This window comes from Microbacterium testaceum StLB037 (assembly GCF_008763945.1).
GTDB lineage: Bacteria > Actinomycetota > Actinomycetes > Actinomycetales > Microbacteriaceae > Microbacterium > Microbacterium testaceum_G.
Map to the genome: position 1 here is coordinate 128730 of NZ_VTQH01000003.1, position 21126 is coordinate 149855.

Consider the following 21126-nt stretch of genomic DNA (forward strand, 5'->3'; position numbering starts at 1 on the left):
GGGCCACGACGAGGGGGCCGTACAGCTCCCGACCGAGGCGAGGGGGCCGGATGCGAGCGGTGAGACGGATCGTGGCCGGGGCCTCCGCCCTCGCTCTCGCGGGCACACTGGGTGCGTGCTCCGCGGGCGATGGCGTGCCGACCCTGACCTGGTACATCAACCCCGACGACGGCGGCCAGGCCGAGATCGCGGCATCCTGTAACGAACAGGCCGACGGGGCCTACCGCATCGAGACCTCCCTGCTCCCGCGGGATGCAGCCTCGCAGCGCGAGCAGCTCGCTCGTCGTCTCGCCGCGAGCGACCGCTCCCTCGACATCATGAGCCTTGACCCGCCGTTCATCCCCGAGCTCGCCGAGCCCGGCTTCCTCGCGCCGGTACCCGACGACCTGAAGAACACCGACGGGGTCGTGCAGGGCGCGGTGCAGTCGGCGAGCTGGAACGGCGAGCTGGTCACGGTGCCGTTCTGGGCCAACACGCAGCTGCTCTGGTACCGGAAGTCCGTCGCCGAGGCCGCGGGCCTCGACATGACGCAGCCGGTCACGTGGGACCAGATCATGCAGGCGGCGCAAGACCAGAACAAGCAGCTGGGCGTCCAGGGCGCGCTGGCCGAGTCGCTCACGGTCTGGATCAACGCCCTCGTCGCCTCGGGCGGCGGGCAGATCCTCGAAGACCCCGAAGCGAAGCCCGACGACATGCAGCTGGGCCTGGAGTCGGATGCCGGCAAGAAGGCCGCCGACATCATCGGACGCATCGGCTCGTCGGGCCTGGGGGGACCGGGTCTTCCCACCGCCGATGAGAACGCCAGCATGAACCTGTTCCAGGGCGACAACGGCTCGTTCATGGTCAACTGGCCCTTCGTCTACCCCGCGATGCAGGGCGCGGCGCCCGAGGTGATCGACGATCTCGGCTGGGCCGTCTATCCCCGGGTGGATGCCGGGACCCCGGCCGCCCCGCCCGTCGGAGGCATCAACCTCGGCGTCGGCGCCTACAGCGAGCACACCGACCTCGCCTGGCAGGCGGTGGCGTGCATCGTGACCCCCGAGAACCAGGCGCAGTACTTCGTCACCAACGGCAACCCGCCCTCGAACCTCGCGGCCTACGACGACGCCGAGGTCAACGAGAAGTTCCCGATGGCGCCCACGATCGCGGAGTCGCTGCAGCTCGGCGCGCCGCGGCCCCAGACCCCGTACTACAACGAGATCTCCATCGGACTGCAGCGCACGTGGCATCCGCCGAACGCCGTCAACCTGGATTCGACGCCGCAGTCCTCGACCGACTTCATCCTCGCGGTGCTCAGAGGGGAGCGACTGCTGTGACTGCTGAGATCGCCGCCACCGGGAAGGTCCGGGCCGAGCGGAAGAGTCCGGATGCCGCGACCAAGCCGAAGGCGCGGAAGTCCGACCGGGCACGGGCCGAGGCCCGCCTCGGGTGGATGCTCGCGGGGCCGGCCTTCGGCATCATGCTGCTGGTCACCCTGTACCCGATCGTGCAGGCGCTGTGGGATTCGCTGTTCAGCCTGCGTCTGACCGCCCCCGACGACCGGGAGTTCATCTGGTTCCGCAACTACCAGGTGATCCTCGGCGATCCGGCGTTCTGGCAGTCGATGGGCGTGACGCTGTTCATCACGGTCGTCACGGTGCTGCTGGAGTTGATCATCGGCTTCGGGTTCGCACTCGTCATGCACCGCGCGATCAAGAAGCTCCGCGGCTTCGCGCGGACCGCGATCCTCGTGCCCTACGGCATCATCACCGTCGTCTCGGCGTTCGCCTTCTTCTACGCCTTCGACATCAACTCCGGCGGGTACGTCAACAACTGGTTGTCGTGGATCCCGGGGTTCGACGAGAACCTCAACTGGTTCGCCTCGCAGAGCACGTCGCTCACCGTCATCATCCTCAGCGAGGTCTGGAAGACGACGCCCTTCATCTCGCTGCTGCTGCTGTCGGGCCTGGCCCAGGTGCCGGGCGACCTCGAAGAGGCCGCCAAGGTCGACGGCGCCACCGGCTGGGAGGTGCTCCGCCGCGTGATCCTGCCGAACATGAAGGCCGCGATCATGGTCGCCGTGCTGTTCCGCACCCTCGAGGCGTTCCGCATCTTCGACAACATCTTCATCATGACCGCCGGCGCGAACGACACCGAGGCTCTGTCGCTCCTGGCCTACAACACCTCGATCGGACGCCTCGAGATCGGTCTCGGTTCGGCCATCTCGGTGCTGCTGTTCCTGAGTGTCCTGGTCATCGCGGGCATCTTCATCAAGGGATTCAAAGTCGACCTGTCGGCGGGGAGGAACGGCTGATGCGCGCAATGACCTGGCCCCAGCGGATCATGTGGCTCGTGATCATCGCGGCCGTGCTGGTGTGGTCGCTGTTCCCGGTCTTCTCGATCCTGATGACCTCGTTCAAGACGCCCGCCGGCCTGTTCTCGGGCACCCTCCTGCCGCAGGAGTGGACGCTCGACAACTACGCCACGATCCTCGCCCCCGGCGGGAGCGCGCAGGCCCTCTTCCTTCCGGCGCTGCGCAACTCGATCGGCATCTCGCTCATCGCGACGTTCATCGCCGTGGTGCTCGCGACCCTGTGCGCGTACGCGATCGCCCGGCTCGACTTCCCCGGCAAGCGGATCATCCTCACCACCGCGCTCGCCGTGTCGGTCTTCCCGATCGTGTCGATCGTCACGCCGCTGTTCAACCTGTGGCGCGTCGTCGGGCTCTACGACACCTGGCTCGGGCTGATCATCCCGTACCTGTCGCTGACGCTGCCGATCTCGATCTGGACGCTCGCGGCGTTCTTCCGCCAGATCCCGTGGGAGCTCGAGCAGGCCGCCCAGGTCGATGGCGCGACGCCGTTCGAGGCCTTCCGCAAGACCGTCGTGCCGCTCGCCGCCCCGGGGGTCTTCACGACCGCGATCATCGCGTTCTTCATCGCGTGGAACGACTTCGTCTACGGCATTTCCCTGACATCGACGGATGCCGCCCGCCCGGTGCCCGCGGCCCTGTCGTTCTTCACCGGGGCCTCGCAGTTCGAAGAACCCACCGGCGCCATCTCGGCCGCCGCCATCGTGGTGACGATCCCCATCGTGATCGTCGTCGTCATCTTCCAGCGTCGGATCGTGTCCGGTCTGACGCAGGGCGCCGTCAAGGGATAAAGGAGAGAGCTCGTGGCATCCATCACCCTGAACAGGATCGTGAAAACCTATGACGACGGTTTCACCGCGGTCAAAGGCGTCGATCTCGACATCGCCGACGGGGAGTTCGTGATCCTCGTCGGGCCCTCGGGGTGCGGCAAGTCGACCCTGCTGCGCATGATCGTCGGGCTCGAGGACATCTCGGATGGCGAACTCAAGATCGCCGACGAGGTGGTCAACGACAAGGCGCCCAAGGACCGCAATCTCGCGATGGTGTTCCAGAACTACGCGCTGTACCCGCACCTCACGGTGTACGAGAACATCGCGTTCCCGATGCGGCTGAAGTCGAGCGACCTCAGCGATGAAGAGATCGACGAGCGGGTGCGCCGGGCTTCGAAGCTGCTCGAGCTCGACGAGCATCTGGAGCGCAAGCCCGCCAACCTCTCCGGTGGGCAGCGCCAGCGCGTGGCCATGGGTCGCGCGATCGTGCGCAACGCCAGCGCGTTCCTCTTCGACGAGCCGCTGTCGAACCTCGACGCGAAGCTGCGCGGGCAGATGCGCACCGAGATCGCGCGCCTGCAGCGTTCGCTCGGCATCACCACCGTCTACGTCACGCACGATCAGACCGAGGCGATGACCCTCGGCGACCGCGTCGCCGTGCTGCGCCGCGGAGAGCTGCAGCAGGTCGCGAGCCCCCGCGGGCTGTACGACCAGCCGGTGAACCTGTTCGTGGCGGGCTTCATCGGTTCGCCGCCGATGAACTTCCTCAGCGGAACCGTCGACGGCGACACCCTGCGCCTGCCCATCGCCGACGTCCCGCTCGACGACCGGCTGCGAAAGGCCGTCGAGGGGCGCGACCTGGTGATCGTGGGCGTGCGTCCCGACGCCTTCGAAGACGCGGATGCCACCGAGCGCGACCTCACCGGAGGGGTCACCGCCGAGCTCGACATCGAGATGACCGAGTGGCTCGGCGAGGTGCTCTACGCCTACGTGCCGTACGAGACCGACGCCACGGTGAAGGACAAGCTGTCGGAGCTCGACCGCGACCTCGACGGCGAGGGCCTGCGCACCGAACTGGTCGTGGCGCTGGATGCCATGAGCTCGGTCCGCGCGGGAGACGCCGCGCGGCTGTGGTTCTCGCCCGATTCCCTGCACCTGTTCGACCCCGAGACGGGCGTGAACCTCACGCGCGACGAGGCGAAGGCCGAGAAGCTCGAGGAGGACGCGCGGGCGGCGCGCACGCGCGCGCTCGAGCGGGCGAAGGAGCGCCAGGAGCGCGAGGGAGCGTCAGCCTCGCGCTGAGCCCGGCTGGGCGATCCCGGGTCGGTCGGACTTCACCCGCCGGCGGACGCGGCGGCGAGCCACAGCATCGCTCCGCTGTACAGCGCGGCTCCCGCCGCCGCGACCAGGGCACCGAGCAGGCTCGGAACGACGCGCGGCCGAGCGGAGACGATCGCGGCGACCAGGAGCGCGACCCCGAGCACGATCTCGATGACCCAGTAGACCGGGCTCGTGGTCTGGGCCACGACGGTCAGGCCGTAGATCCCCTCTCCCACCAGCACGGCCACGATGGGCGACGCGGCGAGCGGCTTCCACGCCGTCCACGTGCCGCGCAGCAGTGCCGCCGACAGGCCGACGACGGGACCCGCGACCAGGCCGACGATCGTCCATGTGTCCTGGAACGGTTCAGCGTAGGAGTACCCGCGCAGACCCGAGACGATGCGGTACCCCTCGACCAGCAGCACGAACGACACCGCCCCCAGCACCGCCGCGGGGAGGGGCCTGAGCCGCGCCCCCCCGATCAGACCGAACGTGAGGATCGTCCAGCCTCCGGCGGAGTTCGCGAACGACGTCAGTTCGAACGGAAGGTACGTCTGTCCGTAGCTCGTCAGCCCGCCCAGGACGAGCGAGGCCGCGATGACGAGAAGGGCGGGGAGGAGCCACTGCCGAGGGTGCATGCCCCTCACGGTAGGCGCGCCTCGACGCTCGCGCGTCCGTCTCGGGATGGCTCGCGTGTCATCCTCGAGGGTGAGCAAGGGCCGGGGAAGGGGTGAGGGGGCTAGCGTAGGACGCGTTCGAAGGAGCCCCATGACCCCCACCGCCGCGTCCGCGACCGAGCAGTACCGCGCCGCTCGCGACCACCTTCTCGCCGTCCGATCCGATCCGGCCGCGGCCGCCGATTTCTCGTGGCCGAGCTTGGAGGGTCCGTTCAACTGGGCGATCGACTGGTTCGACCCGATGGCGCGCGGCAACGACGGCACGGCGCTCATCGTCGTCGACGACGACGGCACGCACCATGAGCGCACCTTCGACGAGCTCGCGCGGCGCTCCGACCAGGTCGCCGCGTGGCTCGAGACGCGGGGCGTCCGCCGTGGCGAGACCGTGCTGCTCATGCTCGACAACCAGGTGGAGCTGTGGGAAGCGATGCTCGGCATCATGAAGCTCGGCGGCGTGATCGCCCCGACCACCACGGCCCTCGGGTCGGTCGACCTCGCCGACCGCATCGAGCGCGCCGAGATCCGCCACGTCGTCGTCGGAGCGGGGGACGCCGAGAAGTTCGACGACCTGCCCGAGGGTCTCGGCCGCATCGTCGTGGGTGGTTCGCACGCGGGATGGGCGACCTACTCGGACGCCTTCGCGATCGCGGCGGAGCCTGCACGGCATCCGGGAACCACCGCCGATGAGCGTCTGCTGCTGTACTTCACCTCGGGAACCACCTCGAAGCCCAAGCTCGTCGAGCACACTCATGCGTCGTACCCGGTCGGGCACCTGAGCACCATGTACTGGCTCGGGCTGCAGCCCGGCGACGTGCACCTCGCGATCAGCTCGCCGGGGTGGGCCAAGCACGCGTGGAGCCTGTTCTTCGCGCCGTGGATCGCCGGAGCGACGGTGCTCGCCCTGAACTACTCGCGCTTCTCGGCGGAGCGCCTGCTCACCGAGCTCGAGAACGACCGCGTCACCACCTTCTGCGCGCCGCCGACGGTGTGGCGCATGCTCATCCAGGCCGATCTGACCGGGCGCCGCGGATCACTGCGCGAGGTCGTGTCGGCGGGGGAGCCGCTCAACCCCGAGGTGATCGCCTCGGTTCAGCGCGCGTGGGGCCTCGACATCCGCGACGGCTACGGGCAGACCGAGATGACCGCGGTCGTCGCGAACACCCCGGGCGGTGAGCTCGTACCGGGGTCGATGGGGCGCCCGCTGCCCGGGTGCCCGGTCGTGCTCGTCGACCCGGTGACGGGCGTGCGCAGCGACGAGGGCGAGATCTGCATCGACCTCGCCGAGCGGCCCGTGAACCTCATGACCGGGTACGTGGGCGACCCCGAGCGCAACGCCGAGGCGTTCGCCGACGGGCTCTTCCACACCGGTGACGTCGCGCGGCGCGACGAGACCGGGAGCATCACCTACATCGGACGCACCGATGACGTCTTCAAGGCGTCGGACTACAAGATCAGCCCCTTCGAGCTCGAGAGCGTGCTGATCGAGCACCCCGCGGTGGTCGAGGCCGCGGTCGTGCCCGCGCCCGACGAGCTGCGTCTCGCGGTTCCCAAGGCCTACATCGTGCTCGCCGGGGGTCACGAGCCCGGCGAGGAGGTGGCCCTCGACATCCTGCGCTTCGCGCGCGAGCGGCTCGCTCCGTTCCAGCGCGTGCGCCGCGTCGAGTTCTTCGATCTGCCCAAGACGATCTCGGGCAAGATCCGCCGGGTCGAACTGCGTCAGCGCGAAGAGGCGGCGTTCCGTGGCGAGGTCGACTGCGTCGAGTGGACGGATGCCGCCCTGCGGGGCGACCGCTGACGCGCAACCCCCTCGCATCCACCGGGCCGGCGTGTGAGCATCGGGTCATGGACAAGGATCAGAAGCAGCCGTTCGAGAACCCTTCCGTCGACGACGACAGCGACATGCCCTCGCGCACGGAGGAGCGCAACATCGGTCGCGAGACGGAGCGTGAGATCACGCAGATGATCAACGGCATCGAGGGCTGAACGCGTCTTCGACGCTCAGACCGGCTCGGTCGTCCGGATCAGGCCGCAGTTCACACAGGACCACGCGACGAGGAAGCGCTCGTCGTCGAGGATCTCGAACCGCAGGGGGTCGCCGCACGTCGGGCACGTGAGCGGGCTGATCGGCTGGCCCATCTCGCTCACCGCGCGAAGGTGACGTGCACGACGCCGCTCTCGGCGACCTCCGAGGTGACGGCGTAGTCCTGGTCGAGGTTGCGCAAGTCATCCCAGAGGCGCCCACCGCGTCCGAGGATCACGGGGCGGACGGCGACGTGAAGCCGGTCGACGAGACCCGCCGCCAGCGCGGAGCGCACCGTCGACAGGCCGCCGCCCACCCGCACGTCGGCGCCGGCCGCGAGATCGGTTGCCCGGGCCACGGCATCCGTGATGCTCTCCGACGAGAACTCGAAGCGCGTGCCGTTGGCGAAGGCGAGGGGTTCGCGCCGGCGGTGCGTGAGCACGATCACGGGGACGCGGAACGGCGGTTCGTCGCCCCACCAGCCGCGCCACTCGGGGTCGTCGGGGAAGGAGTGCAACCCGAACATCCCCGCGCCCATCACCTCGGCGCCGATGCCCTCGAAATATTCCGCCGCGTAACGGTCGTCGACACCGGTCGTGCCGGAGCCCGAGATGTCACCGAAGACGCGCTCGCGGAATGTCCTCGTCGCCATGTAGTCGGCGACGATCCGACCCCAGTCCTCACCCATCGGGTTCTCGGGCGTGGGGTCGGCGGGCATCGCCACCCCGTCCAGCGAGATGTTCAGATCGACGCGGACGGCCATGGCATTACTCCGGAGATGAGGCTCAGCGGTAGTTCGTGAATTGCAGGTCGACGTCGAGGTCGGCGGCCTTGAGGATGCGCTGCACCTCTTGCAAGTCGTCGCGCGACTTCGACTGCACGCGCAGCTCGTCGCCCTGGATCTGCGACTTGACGCCCTTGGGGCCCTCGTCGCGGATGATCTTATTGACTTTCTTCGCATTCTCTTGCGAGATGCCCTCTTTGAGGGTCGAGGTGATGCGGTATTCCTTACCGCTCTGCACGGGCTCGCCGGTCTCGAGGCTCTTCAGCGAGATGCCGCGCTTGATGAGCTTGGTCTGGAAGACGTCGAGGACGGCGTTCGCGCGCTCCTCGGAGTTCGCCTTGATGACGATCGAGTCGCCGCTCCAGGCGATGGAGGCGTCGGTGCCCTTGAAGTCGTACCGCTGCTCCACCTCTTTGTGCGCCTGGTTGAGCGCATTGTCAGCTTCCTGCCGGTCGATCTTGGAGACGATGTCGAACGAAGAATCAGCCATGATCCGATTCTATTCGCGCCCCCCTCGTCCACACCCCCTCGACATCGTCCGACCCACACCGGTAGAGGCGCTCGTAGACTCGGATGCCATGCGAGCACTCACCGAAGAAGAGGTGCGGGCGGCGTTCGTCAATGCCGCCCCGGAGGAGCTGCGGGTCGTCGAGCTTCCGCACGACTTCCTGCTGACCGACTGGGACCACCTCGACTTCCTGGCCTGGCGCGACCCGCGCACGCGCGGGCGGGGGTACGTCCTCACCGAGACCGACGGCGAGCCCACCGCGATCGTGCTGCGCGCAGCCGAGGGCCAGTCGCGGGCGCGATCGGCGATGTGCAACCTCTGCCACACGATGCAGCCGGGCGACCAGGTGTCGCTGTTCACGGCGCGTAAGGCGGGAGCGGCCGGTGAGCACGGCGACACCGTCGGCACCTACATCTGCGCCGACATGTCGTGCCACGAGACCGTGCGCCTCGCCGCCCCGCTCGCCCCCAGCGAGATCCGCGCGAGCGTGGACCGCAAGATCGACGGCACCAAGCGCCGCACCGAGGAGTTCGTCGCGCGCGTGCTCGACTCCGCCGAGGTCTCGCGGTGACCGGGCGGGTCGTCGTCATCGGCGACGCGCTGATCGACGAGATCCGCGACGAGACCGGAACCCGCGAGTTCGTCGGCGGGGCGGGGCTCAACGTGGCCGTGGGCCTGTCGCGGCTCGGAGTGCCGGCATCCCTCATCGCCATGGTCGGAGACGACGCGGCGGGAGAGCAGATCCGGGCGTTCCTCGACGAGTACGACGTCGACCTGCTCGCGAGCCCCGCCGAACACGGGTCGTCGCGCGCGGTCAGCACGCGCTCTCCGGGCGGTGAGCCCGAGTACGTCTTCAACGACGCGGCGCAGAACCGTCGCGTGACGTACGGCGAGGCCGAGCGTGCCGCGATCGCGGCGGCCCCCATGGTCGTCGTGAGCTGCTTCCCCTTCGACGACCCCGAGCAAGCGTCGCTCCTGGTGGAGGCGACGGCGGCACCGTCGACGCCCCTGGCGATCGACCCCAACCCGCGCAGCGGCATGTTGCACGACCGCGCCGAGTTCGTCCGCGGCTTCGAGCGGGCGGCATCCGGTGCCCTTCTCGTGAAAGTCGGCGAGGACGACGCGCAGCTGCTCTACGGCACGCCCCTGGACGAGCTTCGCGCTCGACTCGTCGACCTGGGCGTGGGCGCGGTGCTCGCCACCTACGGCGCGGGCGGGGCGACGATCGACGCCGCCGGGACGTCGGTGTCGCGCCCGACCTCGGATCTCCCCGGACGCATCATCGACACGATGGGCGGGGGAGACGCGGTGCTCGCCACCACGGCCGCCCTCGTTCGCGACCGGTTGCCCGCGGATGCGGAGGAGTGGGATGCCGTGCTCTCGCGCGCCATGGACGTCGCCGCCGCGACCTGCCGGCACGAGGGGGCCCTGCTGCGCACGCCCGAGTGACCGCCATGGTTTCGAGCATCCCTTCCGGGATAGTAGAGTGGTCTATCGCGCCTCCGGTCGACTGAAAAAGCCGGACGGGTGCGCACCTGGCGAGTTACCCAAGCGGCCAAAGGGATCTGACTGTAAATCAGACTGCATTGCATTCGGGGGTTCGAATCCCTCACTCGCCACCATCACAGAAAAGGGCACACGATAGGGTGCCCTTTTTCGTTGCCCCCGGGGCCTGATTTCAGCCCGCCGCCAGCAGCGCCCGCGACTTCGTCTCGAGGAAGGCCACGAGCGCGCCGAGCACGTTCACCTCGTTGCCGAGGTTGACCAGGGCGACGGCCCCCAGCTCGATGGCGGCGTCACGCGCCTCCATCGTGGCTTTCCAGCCGCCGCCGCCGTCGGGGATGGGCTGGAGGTAGGTGATCGTCTTCGCCTCGCTGAGGTCGACGACGATGAGCCCGGAGTCGGGATCGGTTTCATCCTCTTGATCGAGGACGCGGATGTCGCTGCCGGTGAGATATCCGAGCTCGCGGAATTCCGTCAGCCACGCCTCGAGGAGGGACTTGTCGAGCAGCTTGCGTACCGGCACAGGTCTCTCCGATCCATTCGCGCGAATGCGCGCCCCCACATTATGCAGGGATCGGAGCGGGGGTTGAGCGATGCGGCCCGAGGTGGTATCAGGCCGCGCTGACCGGGCGACCGGCGGGGCGCGTCGTACGCGCGGGTACGTGAGTCGCCTGCTCGGCGGCCTCCCACGTACGGGTGTCGATGACGAGGCCCGAGGCGGCGTTCGCCTGATCGGCGAGGGAACGGAGGTATTCGCCGACGAGCTTCTCGGGCTCGGTCGCATCGAAGACGAAGCGCAGCGGAATGGACGGCTGCAGCCAGATCGTGGAGCGGCCGGCTTCCTCTTCGGTGCCGGTCCACGTCAGGGTGAACGATTCACCGCGGCGGAGCTTGGTCGAGGCGATCACCTTGATGTATCCCATCAGGCGATCGGGCAGAACGATCGGGTCTTTGTCGGATCCGTAGAACAACGTGGCCATGGCGATCTCCTTCGGTTGGGGACGACGGGCTGATCACTAACGTAGCACGTAGTTCACAAAATTAATTAATAACGCGAAATATTTGAGATGTTCACTATGGTGGAGGTGTGGCCGGCCGGGCCAGAAGGAGGAGGTGGCGGAATGACACAGTCCTCTGCGTTGACGCTGGCGCTCGACGAGTACGTCGGAGCGCGCGACGAGGCGGCTGCGAGAGCGCGCGCCGACCTCGGTGTGAGTGAGCTGGAATCCGCTGCTCTGTGTTGCATCTGCGACGAACCCGGCATCCGTCCCTCGCACCTCCGCGCGCGTCTCGGAGTGACGCCCGCCGGGGTCACCACTCTCGTCGACCGCCTGATCGGGCGCGGGTTGCTGCGACGCGAGCTCGACGCCGACGATCGCCGCGTCAACCACATCTACCTCGAGGTCGACCTCCGCGCCGAGCCGTGGAATGCCCTCCGTCGCTTCCCGTCCGAGATCGAGGCAGCGGTTCGCGCGGAGCCGCGCGAGACCGCCGAGGCCGCTGCGGCGCTGTTGCGCCGCATCACGGAGCGGGTTCGTACGCGGGCCTGACGCCTCCCGCCTCGAGTCGGACGACTCGATCCGCTCGGGCGATCAGCCGATCGTCGTGACTGACGCACACCACCGTCGCGCCGCGCCGGATCTCGTCGTCGATCGCCGCGTGGTTCAGGTCGGCGCTCGCCGCGTCGAGTCCGGTGGTCGGCTCGTCGAGGAGCAGGATGTCGGCCCGTCGGGCGAGTCCCTGGGCCAGAAGAGTGCGCTGACGCTGCCCGCCCGAGAGGGAGGAGAACGGGTGCCGGGCCAGGTGCGCCACATCCAGTCGCCGCATCGCGAGATCGATCGCGTCGCGATGCGCGCGGGTCAGGCGGCCGAAGGGTCCGACGCTGCCCCACGCCCCGACGGTCGCGACGTCGCGGGCGGTGAGGGGGAGGTGTTCCCCGACGGCTGCGCGCTGAGGGACGAAGGCGCGTGATCGATCGCCGACGTCGAGGGTTCCGGCGGTGGGGCGGCGTGCGCCCGCGAGCACCTCGAGCAGCGTCGATTTGCCCGCGCCGTTGGGGCCGACGACCACGGTGAGAGCCGCACCGGACACGTCGAGGTCGACGTCGTGGAGCGCGACCGTCCCGGGGAATTCGACGCGAAGGCCGCGGGCGCGGAGGGCCGGGGGGTGCGGGTCGCGGGGAATCACGATCACCATCATATGAGTTTGATAACCGTTCTCAATTAACGCTACGGTCGGACATCGTGTCCTGGCTCACCGATCCCTTCTCTCTCGAATTCGTCCAGCGCGCCCTCCTCGGCGGCGTGCTCGTCGCGGTCCTGTGCGCGGTGGCGGGCACCTGGGTGATCGTGCGCGGCATGGCCTTCCTCGGTGAGGCGCTCGCGCACGGCATGCTCCCGGGCGTCGCGCTGGCCACCGTGCTGGGTGTTCCCGTGCTTCTCGGGGCGGCGGCGAGCGCCGTCGTCATGAGCCTCGGCATCGGCATCGTGCAGCGGCGCGCGAAGCTCTCCTACGACACCAGCATCGGCCTGCTCTTCGTGGGGATGCTCGCCCTCGGTGTGATCGTGATCTCGCACGCGGGGAGCTTCGCGACGGATGCCACGGCGATCCTGTTCGGCGACATCCTCGCCGTCACGAGCGCCGATCTGATCGTGCTGTCGGTGGCGGTCGCGGTCGGGATCGCCGCCGCGGGCCTGACGCACCGCAGCCTCGTCGCCCTCGCGATCGACGAGCGCGTCGCGCGGGTGCTGGGTCTCGGCCCGCGCGTGGCGCAGACCGTGCTCGTGGGCCTGGTGACCCTGGCGGTCGTCGTGTCGTACCAGGCGGTCGGCTCGCTCCTGGTCGTCGGTCTACTCGTCGCTCCGGCCGTGGCGGCGCGCCAGTGGACCGAGCGCATCCCCTCGACGATGGTCCTCGCCGCCGCCATCGGCGCGGTCGCCGTCGCGGTCGGGCTGCTGGTGTCGTGGCACGCGGCCACCGCGGCCGGGGCGACCATCGCCGCCACCGCCATCGCCGCCGCAGGCATCTCATGGCTCCTGCGGCTGGCCGCCACCACCGTGCGCCGTCGTACTCCTGCCGCGCTCGTCGTCCCCGTCTGACCCTCGTTCCCGCTCCATCCGGAAAGCCCCCTATGCCCCACCTCGCGACCCCCCGACGACTCTCCACCCCTCGACGCCTCCCGACTCCGCGACGCCTCGCGCCCCTCGGCGCGCTGGTGCTTCTCGCCCTGGCCGGCTGCGCCGCTCCGTCCGCACCGTCGGCCTCGATCGCCAGCGCCTCATCCGACGACCACGGTCAGATCGACGGAGCCGCGGAGCTCGCCGAGCCCGCCCTCGGCCTCACCTCGATCGACGCCGACGGCCGGGTCTCGCACCTCGACCTGCTCAAGGAGACCACCGCCGATCTCGGAACCGTGCGGGCGCCCGCGGCCGTCCACTCCGACGGCCGGTACCTCTTTTCGGCCGACGCCGACGGCGTCTCCATCGTCGACAGCGGCGTGTGGACGTGGGATCACGTCGACCACTTCCACTACTACCGGGCCCCCGCGCGGGTGATCGGCGAGGTCGCGGGCCGCGGTGTCGCCACCGTGGCGACCTCGAACTCGTCGACGACCGGGGGCACGGGGGTGTTCTTCCCCGACTCCGGCGAGGCGGTGCTGCTCGACACCGAAGCGCTGTCGAAGGGAGAGGTGGCCGAGAACTTCCGCCTGACCACGGAGCCGGGCCCGGGGCTCGTCGTCCCGGCGGGCTCGTTCGCGGCGATCGCTGCGGCGGGGCAGGTGTCCCTGCACGCGGTCGACGGCACGACGACCGGGGAGGCGACCCCGTGCGCCGACCCCGCGGGCACGATCACCACCCGCGTCGGAGCGGTGATCGGATGCCGAGACGGCGCCGTCCTGGTGAGCGTCGAGGGCGAGCAACCGGTCGTCGAAGTCATCCCGTACCCGTCGGGAACCACCGCCCCGCCCGCCACGGCGTTCGCCAATCGCGAGGGGCGGCCGAGCGTCGCGGCTCTCGCCGGAGACGCGGGCATCTGGATCCTCGACACCCGCGAGCGCGCGTGGACGCTCCTGCCCGCCCCCGAGCCGCTGGTGCAGGTCACGGCCGTCGACGACAAGAACGCGAACCTCCTCGCCCTCACCGCCCGTGGCCGCGTGCTGGTGCTGGACGCGGACACCGGCGCGGTGCGCGCGGCATCCGCTCCTCTGGTTTCGGAGAGTCTCGCCGCGGGACGGCCCGCGCACCTCGTGGCCGACCAGCAGCGCGCGTACCTCAACGGACCCGCCGAGAACCGGATGTGGGAGATCGACTTCGCCGACGACGCGCGGGTCGCGCGGGAGTTCACCCCCGAGCGCACTCCGCTCTTCTTCGCAGAGACGGGACGCTGACATGCGCCGCACCCTCGCCGCCCTCGCCGCGGCCGCCCTGTTGGCTCTCACCGGCTGCGCCGGGACCGCGGCGTCCGATCGCCCCCTGGTCGTGGTGACCACGAACATCCTCGGCGACGTCGTGTCGAACCTCGCCGGCGACGACCTCGAGATCCTGACCCTCATGCGACCCGGGGCCGACCCGCACTCGTTCGAGATCTCCGCAGCGGAGGCCGCGCGCATGCGCTCGGCCGACCTGCTGGTCGCCAACGGGCTCGGGCTGGAAGAGGGCCTGCAGCAGCACCTCGACGCGGCGGCCGGCGACGGCGTGAGCACGATCGTCGCCGGTGATGCCGTCACCGTGCTGCCGTACACCTCGACCGACGCCGACGGGGCGGACGATCCGCATTTCTGGACCGACCCCGCGCAGATGATCGCCGTCGTCGACCGGCTCACCCCGGAGCTCGAGAAGCTCGGCGGCGCCGCGGTCGGCGAGCGATCGGCCGCCTATCGCGCGCAACTCGAGCAGCTCGACGCCGACATGACCGCGGCCTTCGCCGCGATCCCCGCCGAACGCCGCGCCCTCGTCACCAACCACCACGTGTTCGGCTACCTCGCCGAGCGGTTCGATTTCCGCCTGATCGGTGCCGTGATCCCCGGCGGCACGACCCTCGCGGCCCCCAGCACGAGCGATCTCGCCGACCTCGTGTCGGCGATCGACGAGGCGAAGGTGCCGACGATCTTCACGGAGTCGTCGTCGCCCGACCGGCTCGTGCGCGCTCTCGCCGAAGAGGCCGACCGGCACGTCGAGGTGACCGAGCTGTTCACCGAGTCGCTCACCGACGCCTCGGGCGACGCCCCCGACTACCTGACCATGATGCGCGTCAACACGCAGCGCATCGCCACCGGGCTCTCTCCCTGACGAGACCCACCCCACCCCAGAAAGAGATACGAATGCGCAGCTTCTCCCTGCCCCGCGCGGGACTGGTCGCCCTCGCGATCGGCGCCACCGTCACCCTGTCGGCCTGTGCCGGCGGAACCGGACCCGGGTCGGCCGCTCCGGCCTCGAGTGCCCCGGCCGATGCGGCCACGCGCGTCGCGGTGTCGTACGCCGGCGGCATCCTGGTGCTCGACGGCGACAGCCTCGAAACCCTCGGCGACTTCTCGTCCGAGGAGTTCACCCGCCTCAACTCCGCCGGCGACGGCCAGCACGTCATGGTGACCACGAGCAAGGGATTCCAGGTGCTGGATGCCGGGACCTCGGCGTCCGAGCCCGAGCTCACCGACCTCGTGTTCCCGGCGTCCAAGCCCGGCCACGTCGTCACGCACGGCGGGAAGACGGTGCTCTACGCCGACGGTACGAGCGACTCGACCATCTTCGACACCGATGCCCTCCTGGCATCCACCGATTCCCTTCCCGAGGCGCAGACGATCCCCGGTGTCGAGGCGCACCACGGCGTCTCGATCGTGCTCGAGGACGGGTCGTTCGTCACCACCGTGGGCAACGCCAACGGCCGCACCGGCATCGTCGTGAAGGACCCCTCGGGCGCGACCGTCGCCGAGAACGCGACGTGCCCCGGCGTGCACGGAGAGGGAACGGCGCAGAACGAGGTCGTCGTCTTCGGCTGCGAGAACGGCGCCCTCGTCTACGACAAGGGCGAGATCACCAAGATCGACGCTCCTGACCAGCCGTACGGGCGCTCGGGCAACATGTTCGTGAGCGAGACGAGCCCCCTGGTGCTCGGTGACTACAAGGACGACCGCGACGCCGAGGGCTACCTGCTGCACCGCGTCTCGGTGGTCGACACCGCCGCCAAGACGCAGACGATCGTCGACATGCCCGCGGGTGCCGAGTACACCTTCCGCGACCTCGCGCGGGGCCCCGGAGACCTCGGGTACATCCTCGCCTCGGACGGGTCCATCCATGTCTTCGACCTCGAGAAGGGTGTCTTCACCGATGCCTTCCCCGTGATCGACGCGTGGGAGGGCCCGGCCGAGTGGCAGGATGCCCACCCCGCGATCAAGGTCTCGGGCGATATCGCCTACGTGACCGAGCCCGCGAAGAACGCCGTGCACGCGGTCGACCTCACCACCGGTGAGGTCGTGAGGAGCGTGACGCTCGAGCAGACGCCGAACGAGATCGCGCTGACGAACTGACGCGCGCTCGCAGGTGCGCACTCTCCTCGCAGAATCCGCCGCGGAATCTGCGAGGAGAGGGACGAGCTGCGATCTACCGACCGCCCCGGTCGTACGCCACCTGCAGTGCCCCGCGCACGGCGCGTACGCCGGGGCGGTCGGCCGTTCCGCGGCGCACGGCCGTGAACACTTCGCGCCGCGGTTCGTCGGGCAGGCCCACGAGCCGGACGGGCGGGGTTTCGCCCGCGAAGACGAGGTCGGGGATCATCCCCACGGCATGACCGGATGCCACGAGCCGGGCGTGCGCGGTGAGGTCGGCCATCTCGAAACGCACGTCGGGCTCGAACCCCGCGGCGCGGCACTGCTGCGTGGCCCACTGGCGGGCGGCTGTGCCCACCGGTTCCATCACCCAGGCGCGCTCGCGGAGGTCTTCGAGATGCTGCGCGTGGTCGTCGCGCGCGACGGCGAGACGGATGGCATCCCGCCCCAGGAGCCCGCGCTCGAGGCCCTCGCGGTGCTCGCGCGTGTGGCCGGGGTACTGCTCGGCCACAGCAAGGTCGAAGCCGCGCGCCGCGACCTCGAACAGTCCCTCCTCGGGGGCCAGCTCGGCGACCTCGACACGCAGCTGCGGCTCGCTCTCGGCGAGGGCGTCGAGGGCGCGGGGGAGCAGGCCGTGCGCGGCGGACTGCATCACGGCCAGGCGCACCGGGGCGAGGGAGGGGCGCATGCGCTCGAGCTCGGCGCGCGCGGCCTCATCGGCGGCGAGCATGCGGGCCGCGTGGGCGGCCAGCGCGGCACCTTGGGCGGTGAGGCGCACGCGGCGACCATCGGGCTCGAGCAGGGGGACTCCCGCCTCCTTCTCGAGCAGGGCGAGCTGCTGCGAGATGGTCGAGGGACTGTACGCGAGAGCGTCGGCGACGGCGGCGAGCGTGCCCCGCACCGACAGCTCGTGCAGCAGGCGGAGGCGGCGCAGATCGAACATGGCATCCCTTCGGCTCTATCGAACAGTATGCGTCAGGAATCATCGCTTTTCTCGAACGGATGCGAGCCTCAAGCTGAGAGCATCCGAGGAAGGATCGCCATGTCGCTCACCGACGTCCCCGACACCACGTCCGGCACCACCCCCGCCGCACTCGTCTCTCCCCACGAGCTCGCCGATGAGGCGATCGCCCTCGTGCGCCAGTGGCTCGCCGAGAGCCGGAACGAGCCGGTCGATGCCGCCGCCCAGCGACTCGCGGGCGTCCTTCGCGACCCGCACGGCCTCGACTTCACCGTCGGCTTCGTCGACGGCGTCGTGCGCCCCGAAGACGTTCGCGTCGCCGCGCGCAACCTCGCCGCCCTCACCCCGCTGATTCCGGGCTTCCTGCCGCTGCACCTCAAGGCCGCGATCCGCCTCGGCGCGTTCGCGGCTCCGATCCTGCCGCACGTCGTCGTGCCCGCCGCCCGCACGGCGCTGCGCTCGATGGTGCGCCACCTCATCGTCGACGCCACCGACCGCAAGCTCGGCGAGGCGATCACCTCGATCCGGGGCCGGGGCGATGGCATCCGCCTCAACGTGAACTTGCTCGGCGAGGCGATCCTCGGCAAGAAAGAGGCGGCGCGTCGCCTGGCCGGCACGCGCAAGCTGCTCTCGCGCGACGACGTCGACTACGTCTCGATCAAGGTGTCGTCCACCGTCGCCCCGCACACGCCGTGGGCCTTCGACGCCGCCGTCGCCGACGCGGTCGCCGCGCTTCGCCCCCTGTACCGGGTGGCGAAGGAGACCGGCACGTTCCTCAACCTCGACATGGAGGAGTTCAAGGACCTCGACCTCACCCTCGCCGTCTTCGAGACGCTGCTGAGCGAGCCCGAGTTCCACGGCGTCGAGGCCGGCATCGTGCTGCAGGCCTACCTGCCCGACGCACTCGCCGCGATGATCCGCCTGCAGGAGTGGACCGCCGCGCGGGTGGCAGCAGGGGGAGCCCACATCAAGGTGCGCGTCGTGAAGGGCGCGAACCTGCCGATGGAGCGGGTGGATGCCGATGTGCACGACTGGCCGCTCGCCACCTGGCCCTCGAAGCAGGCGACCGACGCCTCGTACAAGGCCGTGCTCGACTATGCGCTGCGTCCCGAGCACACGGCCCACGTGCGCATCGGCGTCGCCGGACACAACCTCTTCGACGTCGCCCTCGCGTGGCTGCTCGCCGAGCGCCGCGGGGTGACCGGCGGCATCGACGTCGAGATGCTCCTCGGCATGGCGACCGCGCAGCAGGCGGTCGTGCGTCGCACGGTCGGCTCGATCCTGCTCTACACCCCCGTGGTGCACCCGCAGGAGTTCGACGTCGCGATCGCCTACCTCATCCGCCGGCTCGAAGAGGGAGCGTCGAGCGAGAACTTCATGTCGGCGGTGTTCGACCTCGACACCCACGAGGCGCTGTTCGCCCGCGAGCGCGACCGCTTCCTGGCATCCCTCGCCGACATGCCCGAGGGTGTGCCCGCCTCGAACCGCGTGCAAGACCGCACCGCCCCCGCGGCGCCCGCGCCGACGCACGGCTTCCGCAACACCCCCGACTCCGACCCGGCGATCGAGGCCAACCGCGACTGGTCGCGCGCCATCGTCGCGCGCATGGAGGAGTCGACCCTCGGTGCGCAGGCCATCGCCGACCACACGGTCACCGACGAGATCGCGCTGAACGCGCTGATCCAGGACGCCGCGGATGCCGCCGCGTCGTGGCGTGCCCTCGGGGCCGCCGGTCGGGCCGAGATCCTGCACCGCGCGGGCGACGCCCTCGAGAAGCGCCGCGCCGATCTGCTCGAGGTCATGGGAGCGGAGTGCGGCAAGGTCATCGAGCAGAGCGACCCCGAGGTGTCGGAGGCGATCGACTTCGCCCACTACTACGCCGAGCAGGCGCGGACCCTCGAGATCGTCGACGGCGCGACCTTCACCCCCGTCGGCGTGACCGTGGTCACCCCGCCGTGGAACTTCCCGGTCGCGATCCCCGCGGGCTCGACCCTCGCCGCGCTCGCCGCGGGCTCGGCCGTGGTCATCAAGCCCGCGGGCCTGGCCGAGCGCTCGGGCGCCGTCATGGTCGAGGCGCTGTGGGAGGCCGGTGTTCCGCGCGAGGTGCTCAAGCTCGTGCAGGTGTCCGAGAGCGACCTCGGCCGACAGCTGCTCACCCACCCCGCGGTCGAGCGCGTCGTGCTCACCGGCGCCTACGAGACGGCCGAGCTGTTCCGCTCGTTCCGCCCCGACCTGCCGCTGCTGGCCGAGACGAGCGGCAAGAACGCCGTGATCGTCACCCCCAGCGCCGACCTCGACCTCGCGGCCAAGGACGTCGCGATGTCGGCTTTCGGCCACGCGGGCCAGAAGTGCTCCGCGGCATCCCTCGTCGTGCTCGTCGGATCCGTCGCGCGCTCGCGCCGCTTCCGCGACCAGCTCGTCGACGCCGTCACCTCGCTCGAGGTCGGCCTGCCATGGGACGAGGCCTCGCGCGTCGGACCCCTCATCGAGCCCGCGAACGGCAAGCTGCTGAAGGCCCTGACCACCCTCGAGCCCGGCCAGCGTTGGGTGGTTGAGCCGAAGAAGCTCGACGATGAGGGCTCGCTGTGGCGCCCCGGCATCCGCGAGGGCGTGCAGCCCGGCAGCGAGTTCCACCGCACCGAGTACTTCGGTCCCGTGCTCGGCATCATGACCGCCGAGACGCTCGAAGAGGCGATCGAGATCGTCAACGCCATCGAGTACGGCCTCACCTCGGGCCTGCACGCGCTGGATTCGTCGGAGATCGACACCTGGCTCTCGCGCATCGAGGCGGGCAACGTCTACGTCAACCGCGGCACCACCGGCGCGATCGTGCAGCGCCAGCCGTTCGGCGGATGGAAGAAGTCGGCCGTCGGCGCGGGCACGAAGGCCGGTGGACCGCACTACCTGTTCGGGTTCGGATCGTGGACGGATGCCGAGACCTCGGCGCCCCGCACGCCCGACGCCCTCGCCGCACCGGCGCTGGCCGCCGTGCCCGCCGCCGACCGCGAGTGGGTGGCCGGGGCGTTGGCGAGCGACGCCGCCGCGTGGGCCGAGGAGTTCTCGCAGGCGCGCGATGTGACCGGCCTGGAGTCGGAGCAGAACGTGCTGCGCTACGCTGCGGTGCCGGTGACCGTGCGGTTCGAGGACGCATCGGAGGCCGCGCTCGTGCGGGTGGTGGCCGCGGGTGTGCGCGCCCGTTCGTCGGTGACGGTGAGCTCGACGCGCGAGCTGTCGCCCGCGGTGCGCGCGTGGCTCGAGGGCGTGGGTGTCCGGGCATCGGTCGAGGACTCCGCCGACTGGGGCCGCCGCGCGGCGCGCCTCGCCCGTTCCGGCGGCCGCATCCGCCTGCTCGGCGGATCGCCCGTGACGGTGGCCGAGGCGACGAACGGCTCGCCCTCGGTGGCCGTGTACGCCGGCGAGGTCACCCGCGCCGGGCACGTCGAACTGCTGCCGTTCCTGCGCGAGCAGGCCGTGTCCATCACGGCCCACCGGTTCGGAACGCCTCGCCGGTACGAGGTGCCGTCGCTGGTCGGCTGAGATCGTGGAAGGGCGGGGCCGTCGTGTGGCGGCCCCGCCCTTCGTCGTCCCGCCGATGTGTGGGATTCGCGGCACCCCGCTGAGCACACCGCCCGCGGGCCGCGGACCGGCGCGCGTCGCGGTGCCGCGCGGGACGCAACGCAGGAGTTCTGCCG

At 70.2% G+C, this 21126-nt stretch carries 22 protein-coding genes and 1 tRNA gene; 15 read left to right on the forward strand and 8 right to left on the reverse strand.

Annotation, left to right across the window (positions count from 1 at the left end):
- Window positions 1-50: 50 nt before the first annotated feature.
- From F9B98_RS12910 to F9B98_RS12925, 4 genes are read left to right on the forward strand one after another with little or no spacing between them, the layout of a single operon-like run.
- Entirely contained in the window at window positions 51-1316 is a 1266-nt protein-coding gene (locus F9B98_RS12910) for an extracellular solute-binding protein (protein WP_150958111.1), read from the forward strand.
- Between the two features lie 8 nt (window positions 1317-1324).
- Window positions 1325-2293: a carbohydrate ABC transporter permease gene (locus F9B98_RS12915; RefSeq protein ID WP_150959062.1), complete on the forward strand. Its 969-nt coding sequence runs from the start codon at window positions 1325-1327 to the stop codon at window positions 2291-2293.
- Window positions 2293-3141 carry a carbohydrate ABC transporter permease gene (locus F9B98_RS12920; protein ID WP_150958113.1) on the forward strand — a complete coding sequence of 283 codons (849 nt, stop codon included), beginning with the start codon at window positions 2293-2295 and terminating at the stop codon, window positions 3139-3141. Before F9B98_RS12915 ends, F9B98_RS12920 begins: the two co-directional genes overlap by 1 nt.
- Before the next feature lie 12 nt (window positions 3142-3153).
- Window positions 3154-4422 (forward strand): ABC transporter ATP-binding protein, encoded by a 1269-nt coding sequence (locus F9B98_RS12925; protein WP_150958115.1) that lies wholly within the window; start codon window positions 3154-3156, stop codon window positions 4420-4422.
- A gap of 32 nt (window positions 4423-4454) precedes the next feature.
- On the opposite strand, the gene F9B98_RS12930 is transcribed toward F9B98_RS12925, so the two are convergent.
- Complete coding sequence (locus F9B98_RS12930; RefSeq protein ID WP_150958117.1) at window positions 4455-5078, reverse strand: DUF6518 family protein; 624 nt, start codon at window positions 5076-5078, stop codon at window positions 4455-4457.
- Window positions 5079-5208: 130 nt separating this feature from the next.
- Here F9B98_RS12930 and F9B98_RS12935 point away from each other — a divergent pair, with 130 nt between their 5' ends.
- Together F9B98_RS12935 and F9B98_RS15975 are read left to right on the forward strand one after the other, a co-directional pair.
- Complete coding sequence (locus tag F9B98_RS12935; RefSeq protein ID WP_150958119.1) at window positions 5209-6912, forward strand: AMP-binding protein; 1704 nt, start codon at window positions 5209-5211, stop codon at window positions 6910-6912.
- Window positions 6913-6959: 47 nt separating this feature from the next.
- Window positions 6960-7100, forward strand: a complete 141-nt coding sequence (locus tag F9B98_RS15975; protein WP_191966835.1) for a hypothetical protein — start codon at window positions 6960-6962, stop codon at window positions 7098-7100.
- A 15-nt stretch (window positions 7101-7115) separates the two neighbouring features.
- Here F9B98_RS15975 and F9B98_RS15980 read toward each other — a convergent pair whose 3' ends face one another.
- Genes F9B98_RS15980 through F9B98_RS12945 form a run of 3 tightly spaced genes read right to left on the reverse strand, consistent with a single transcriptional unit; the run spans window position 7116 to window position 8411 of the window.
- Entirely contained in the window at window positions 7116-7262 is a 147-nt protein-coding gene (locus F9B98_RS15980; protein ID WP_191966898.1) for a hypothetical protein, read from the reverse strand.
- Window positions 7259-7900: a dihydrofolate reductase family protein gene (locus F9B98_RS12940; RefSeq protein WP_150958121.1), complete on the reverse strand. Its 642-nt coding sequence runs from the start codon at window positions 7898-7900 to the stop codon at window positions 7259-7261. Before F9B98_RS12940 ends, F9B98_RS15980 begins: the two co-directional genes overlap by 4 nt.
- Window positions 7901-7922: 22 nt before the next feature.
- Entirely contained in the window at window positions 7923-8411 is a 489-nt protein-coding gene (locus tag F9B98_RS12945; RefSeq protein ID WP_150958123.1) for a YajQ family cyclic di-GMP-binding protein, read from the reverse strand.
- A gap of 88 nt (window positions 8412-8499) precedes the next feature.
- Between F9B98_RS12945 and F9B98_RS12950 the strand changes: the two genes are divergently transcribed.
- From F9B98_RS12950 to F9B98_RS12960, 3 genes are all read left to right on the forward strand, one after another.
- A complete protein-coding gene (locus F9B98_RS12950) occupies window positions 8500-9000 on the forward strand; it encodes an FBP domain-containing protein (protein WP_150958125.1) in 501 nt (166 codons plus the stop codon).
- Window positions 8997-9878, forward strand: coding sequence for a PfkB family carbohydrate kinase (locus tag F9B98_RS12955; protein WP_150958127.1), 882 nt, complete (start codon window positions 8997-8999; stop codon window positions 9876-9878). The genes F9B98_RS12950 and F9B98_RS12955 overlap by 4 nt, the downstream gene beginning before the upstream one ends.
- A gap of 88 nt (window positions 9879-9966) precedes the next feature.
- Window positions 9967-10051, forward strand: a tRNA-Tyr gene (locus tag F9B98_RS12960).
- 56 nt (window positions 10052-10107) lie between these two features.
- On the opposite strand, the gene F9B98_RS12965 is transcribed toward F9B98_RS12960, so the two are convergent.
- Both F9B98_RS12965 and F9B98_RS12970 read right to left on the reverse strand, forming a co-directional pair.
- Entirely contained in the window at window positions 10108-10455 is a 348-nt protein-coding gene (locus F9B98_RS12965; protein WP_150958129.1) for a hypothetical protein, read from the reverse strand.
- Window positions 10456-10543: 88 nt separating this feature from the next.
- On the reverse strand, window positions 10544-10912 hold the full coding sequence (locus F9B98_RS12970) for a hypothetical protein (RefSeq protein ID WP_150958131.1): 369 nt from the start codon (window positions 10910-10912) through the stop codon (window positions 10544-10546).
- A 141-nt stretch (window positions 10913-11053) separates the two neighbouring features.
- On the opposite strand from F9B98_RS12970, the gene F9B98_RS12975 reads away from it, so the two are divergent.
- Window positions 11054-11482 carry a MarR family winged helix-turn-helix transcriptional regulator gene (locus F9B98_RS12975; protein ID WP_191966836.1) on the forward strand — a complete coding sequence of 143 codons (429 nt, stop codon included), beginning with the start codon at window positions 11054-11056 and terminating at the stop codon, window positions 11480-11482.
- Here the strand turns inward: F9B98_RS12975 and aztA are convergent.
- Window positions 11454-12128 (reverse strand): zinc ABC transporter ATP-binding protein AztA, encoded by a 675-nt coding sequence (gene aztA, locus F9B98_RS12980; RefSeq protein ID WP_191966838.1) that lies wholly within the window; start codon window positions 12126-12128, stop codon window positions 11454-11456. The two genes, F9B98_RS12975 and aztA, sit on opposite strands and share 29 nt — an antisense overlap.
- Before the next feature lie 47 nt (window positions 12129-12175).
- Here aztA and aztB point away from each other — a divergent pair, with 47 nt between their 5' ends.
- The 4 genes from aztB to aztD are packed head-to-tail and all read left to right on the forward strand — an operon-like array spanning window position 12176 to window position 16455.
- Window positions 12176-13030, forward strand: a complete 855-nt coding sequence (gene aztB, locus F9B98_RS12985) for a zinc ABC transporter permease AztB (protein WP_150958137.1) — start codon at window positions 12176-12178, stop codon at window positions 13028-13030.
- A 32-nt stretch (window positions 13031-13062) separates the two neighbouring features.
- The gene (locus F9B98_RS12990) at window positions 13063-14319 is read left to right on the forward strand and encodes an ABC transporter (protein ID WP_150958139.1); all 1257 of its coding nucleotides are present in this window, start codon (window positions 13063-13065) and stop codon (window positions 14317-14319) included.
- 1 nt (window position 14320) lies between these two features.
- Complete coding sequence (gene aztC, locus F9B98_RS12995; RefSeq protein ID WP_150958141.1) at window positions 14321-15220, forward strand: zinc ABC transporter substrate-binding protein AztC; 900 nt, start codon at window positions 14321-14323, stop codon at window positions 15218-15220.
- Window positions 15221-15252: 32 nt separating this feature from the next.
- The gene (aztD, locus tag F9B98_RS13000; RefSeq protein ID WP_150958144.1) at window positions 15253-16455 is read left to right on the forward strand and encodes a zinc metallochaperone AztD; all 1203 of its coding nucleotides are present in this window, start codon (window positions 15253-15255) and stop codon (window positions 16453-16455) included.
- Between the two features lie 73 nt (window positions 16456-16528).
- On the opposite strand, the gene F9B98_RS13005 is transcribed toward aztD, so the two are convergent.
- Window positions 16529-17416 carry a LysR family transcriptional regulator gene (locus F9B98_RS13005; RefSeq protein WP_150958146.1) on the reverse strand — a complete coding sequence of 296 codons (888 nt, stop codon included), beginning with the start codon at window positions 17414-17416 and terminating at the stop codon, window positions 16529-16531.
- Window positions 17417-17515: 99 nt separating this feature from the next.
- On the opposite strand from F9B98_RS13005, the gene F9B98_RS13010 reads away from it, so the two are divergent.
- A complete protein-coding gene (locus F9B98_RS13010) occupies window positions 17516-20971 on the forward strand; it encodes a bifunctional proline dehydrogenase/L-glutamate gamma-semialdehyde dehydrogenase (protein WP_150958148.1) in 3456 nt (1151 codons plus the stop codon).
- The last annotated feature ends 155 nt before the right edge of the window (window positions 20972-21126 follow it).

Bases quoted from the DNA above. Each gene is read 5' to 3' on its own strand.
- F9B98_RS12910 (WP_150958111.1), top strand. From the start codon at position 51: ATGCGAGCGGTGAGACGGATCGTGGCCGGGGCCTCCGCCCTCGCTCTC.
- F9B98_RS12920 (WP_150958113.1), top strand. From the start codon at position 2,293: ATGCGCGCAATGACCTGGCCCCAGCGGATCATGTGGCTCGTGATCATC.
- F9B98_RS12930 (WP_150958117.1), bottom strand. From the start codon at position 5,078: ATGCACCCTCGGCAGTGGCTCCTCCCCGCCCTTCTCGTCATCGCGGCC.
- F9B98_RS12935 (WP_150958119.1), top strand. From the start codon at position 5,209: ATGACCCCCACCGCCGCGTCCGCGACCGAGCAGTACCGCGCCGCTCGC.
- F9B98_RS15975 (WP_191966835.1), top strand. From the start codon at position 6,960: ATGGACAAGGATCAGAAGCAGCCGTTCGAGAACCCTTCCGTCGACGAC.
- F9B98_RS12940 (WP_150958121.1), bottom strand. From the start codon at position 7,900: ATGGCCGTCCGCGTCGATCTGAACATCTCGCTGGACGGGGTGGCGATG.
- F9B98_RS12945 (WP_150958123.1), bottom strand. From the start codon at position 8,411: ATGGCTGATTCTTCGTTCGACATCGTCTCCAAGATCGACCGGCAGGAA.
- F9B98_RS12950 (WP_150958125.1), top strand. From the start codon at position 8,500: ATGCGAGCACTCACCGAAGAAGAGGTGCGGGCGGCGTTCGTCAATGCC.
- F9B98_RS12970 (WP_150958131.1), bottom strand. From the start codon at position 10,912: ATGGCCACGTTGTTCTACGGATCCGACAAAGACCCGATCGTTCTGCCC.
- F9B98_RS12975 (WP_191966836.1), top strand. From the start codon at position 11,054: ATGACACAGTCCTCTGCGTTGACGCTGGCGCTCGACGAGTACGTCGGA.
- aztA (WP_191966838.1), bottom strand. From the start codon at position 12,128: ATGGTGATCGTGATTCCCCGCGACCCGCACCCCCCGGCCCTCCGCGCC.
- F9B98_RS12990 (WP_150958139.1), top strand. From the start codon at position 13,063: ATGCCCCACCTCGCGACCCCCCGACGACTCTCCACCCCTCGACGCCTC.
- aztC (WP_150958141.1), top strand. From the start codon at position 14,321: ATGCGCCGCACCCTCGCCGCCCTCGCCGCGGCCGCCCTGTTGGCTCTC.
- aztD (WP_150958144.1), top strand. From the start codon at position 15,253: ATGCGCAGCTTCTCCCTGCCCCGCGCGGGACTGGTCGCCCTCGCGATC.
- F9B98_RS13005 (WP_150958146.1), bottom strand. From the start codon at position 17,416: ATGTTCGATCTGCGCCGCCTCCGCCTGCTGCACGAGCTGTCGGTGCGG.
- F9B98_RS13010 (WP_150958148.1), top strand. From the start codon at position 17,516: ATGTCGCTCACCGACGTCCCCGACACCACGTCCGGCACCACCCCCGCC.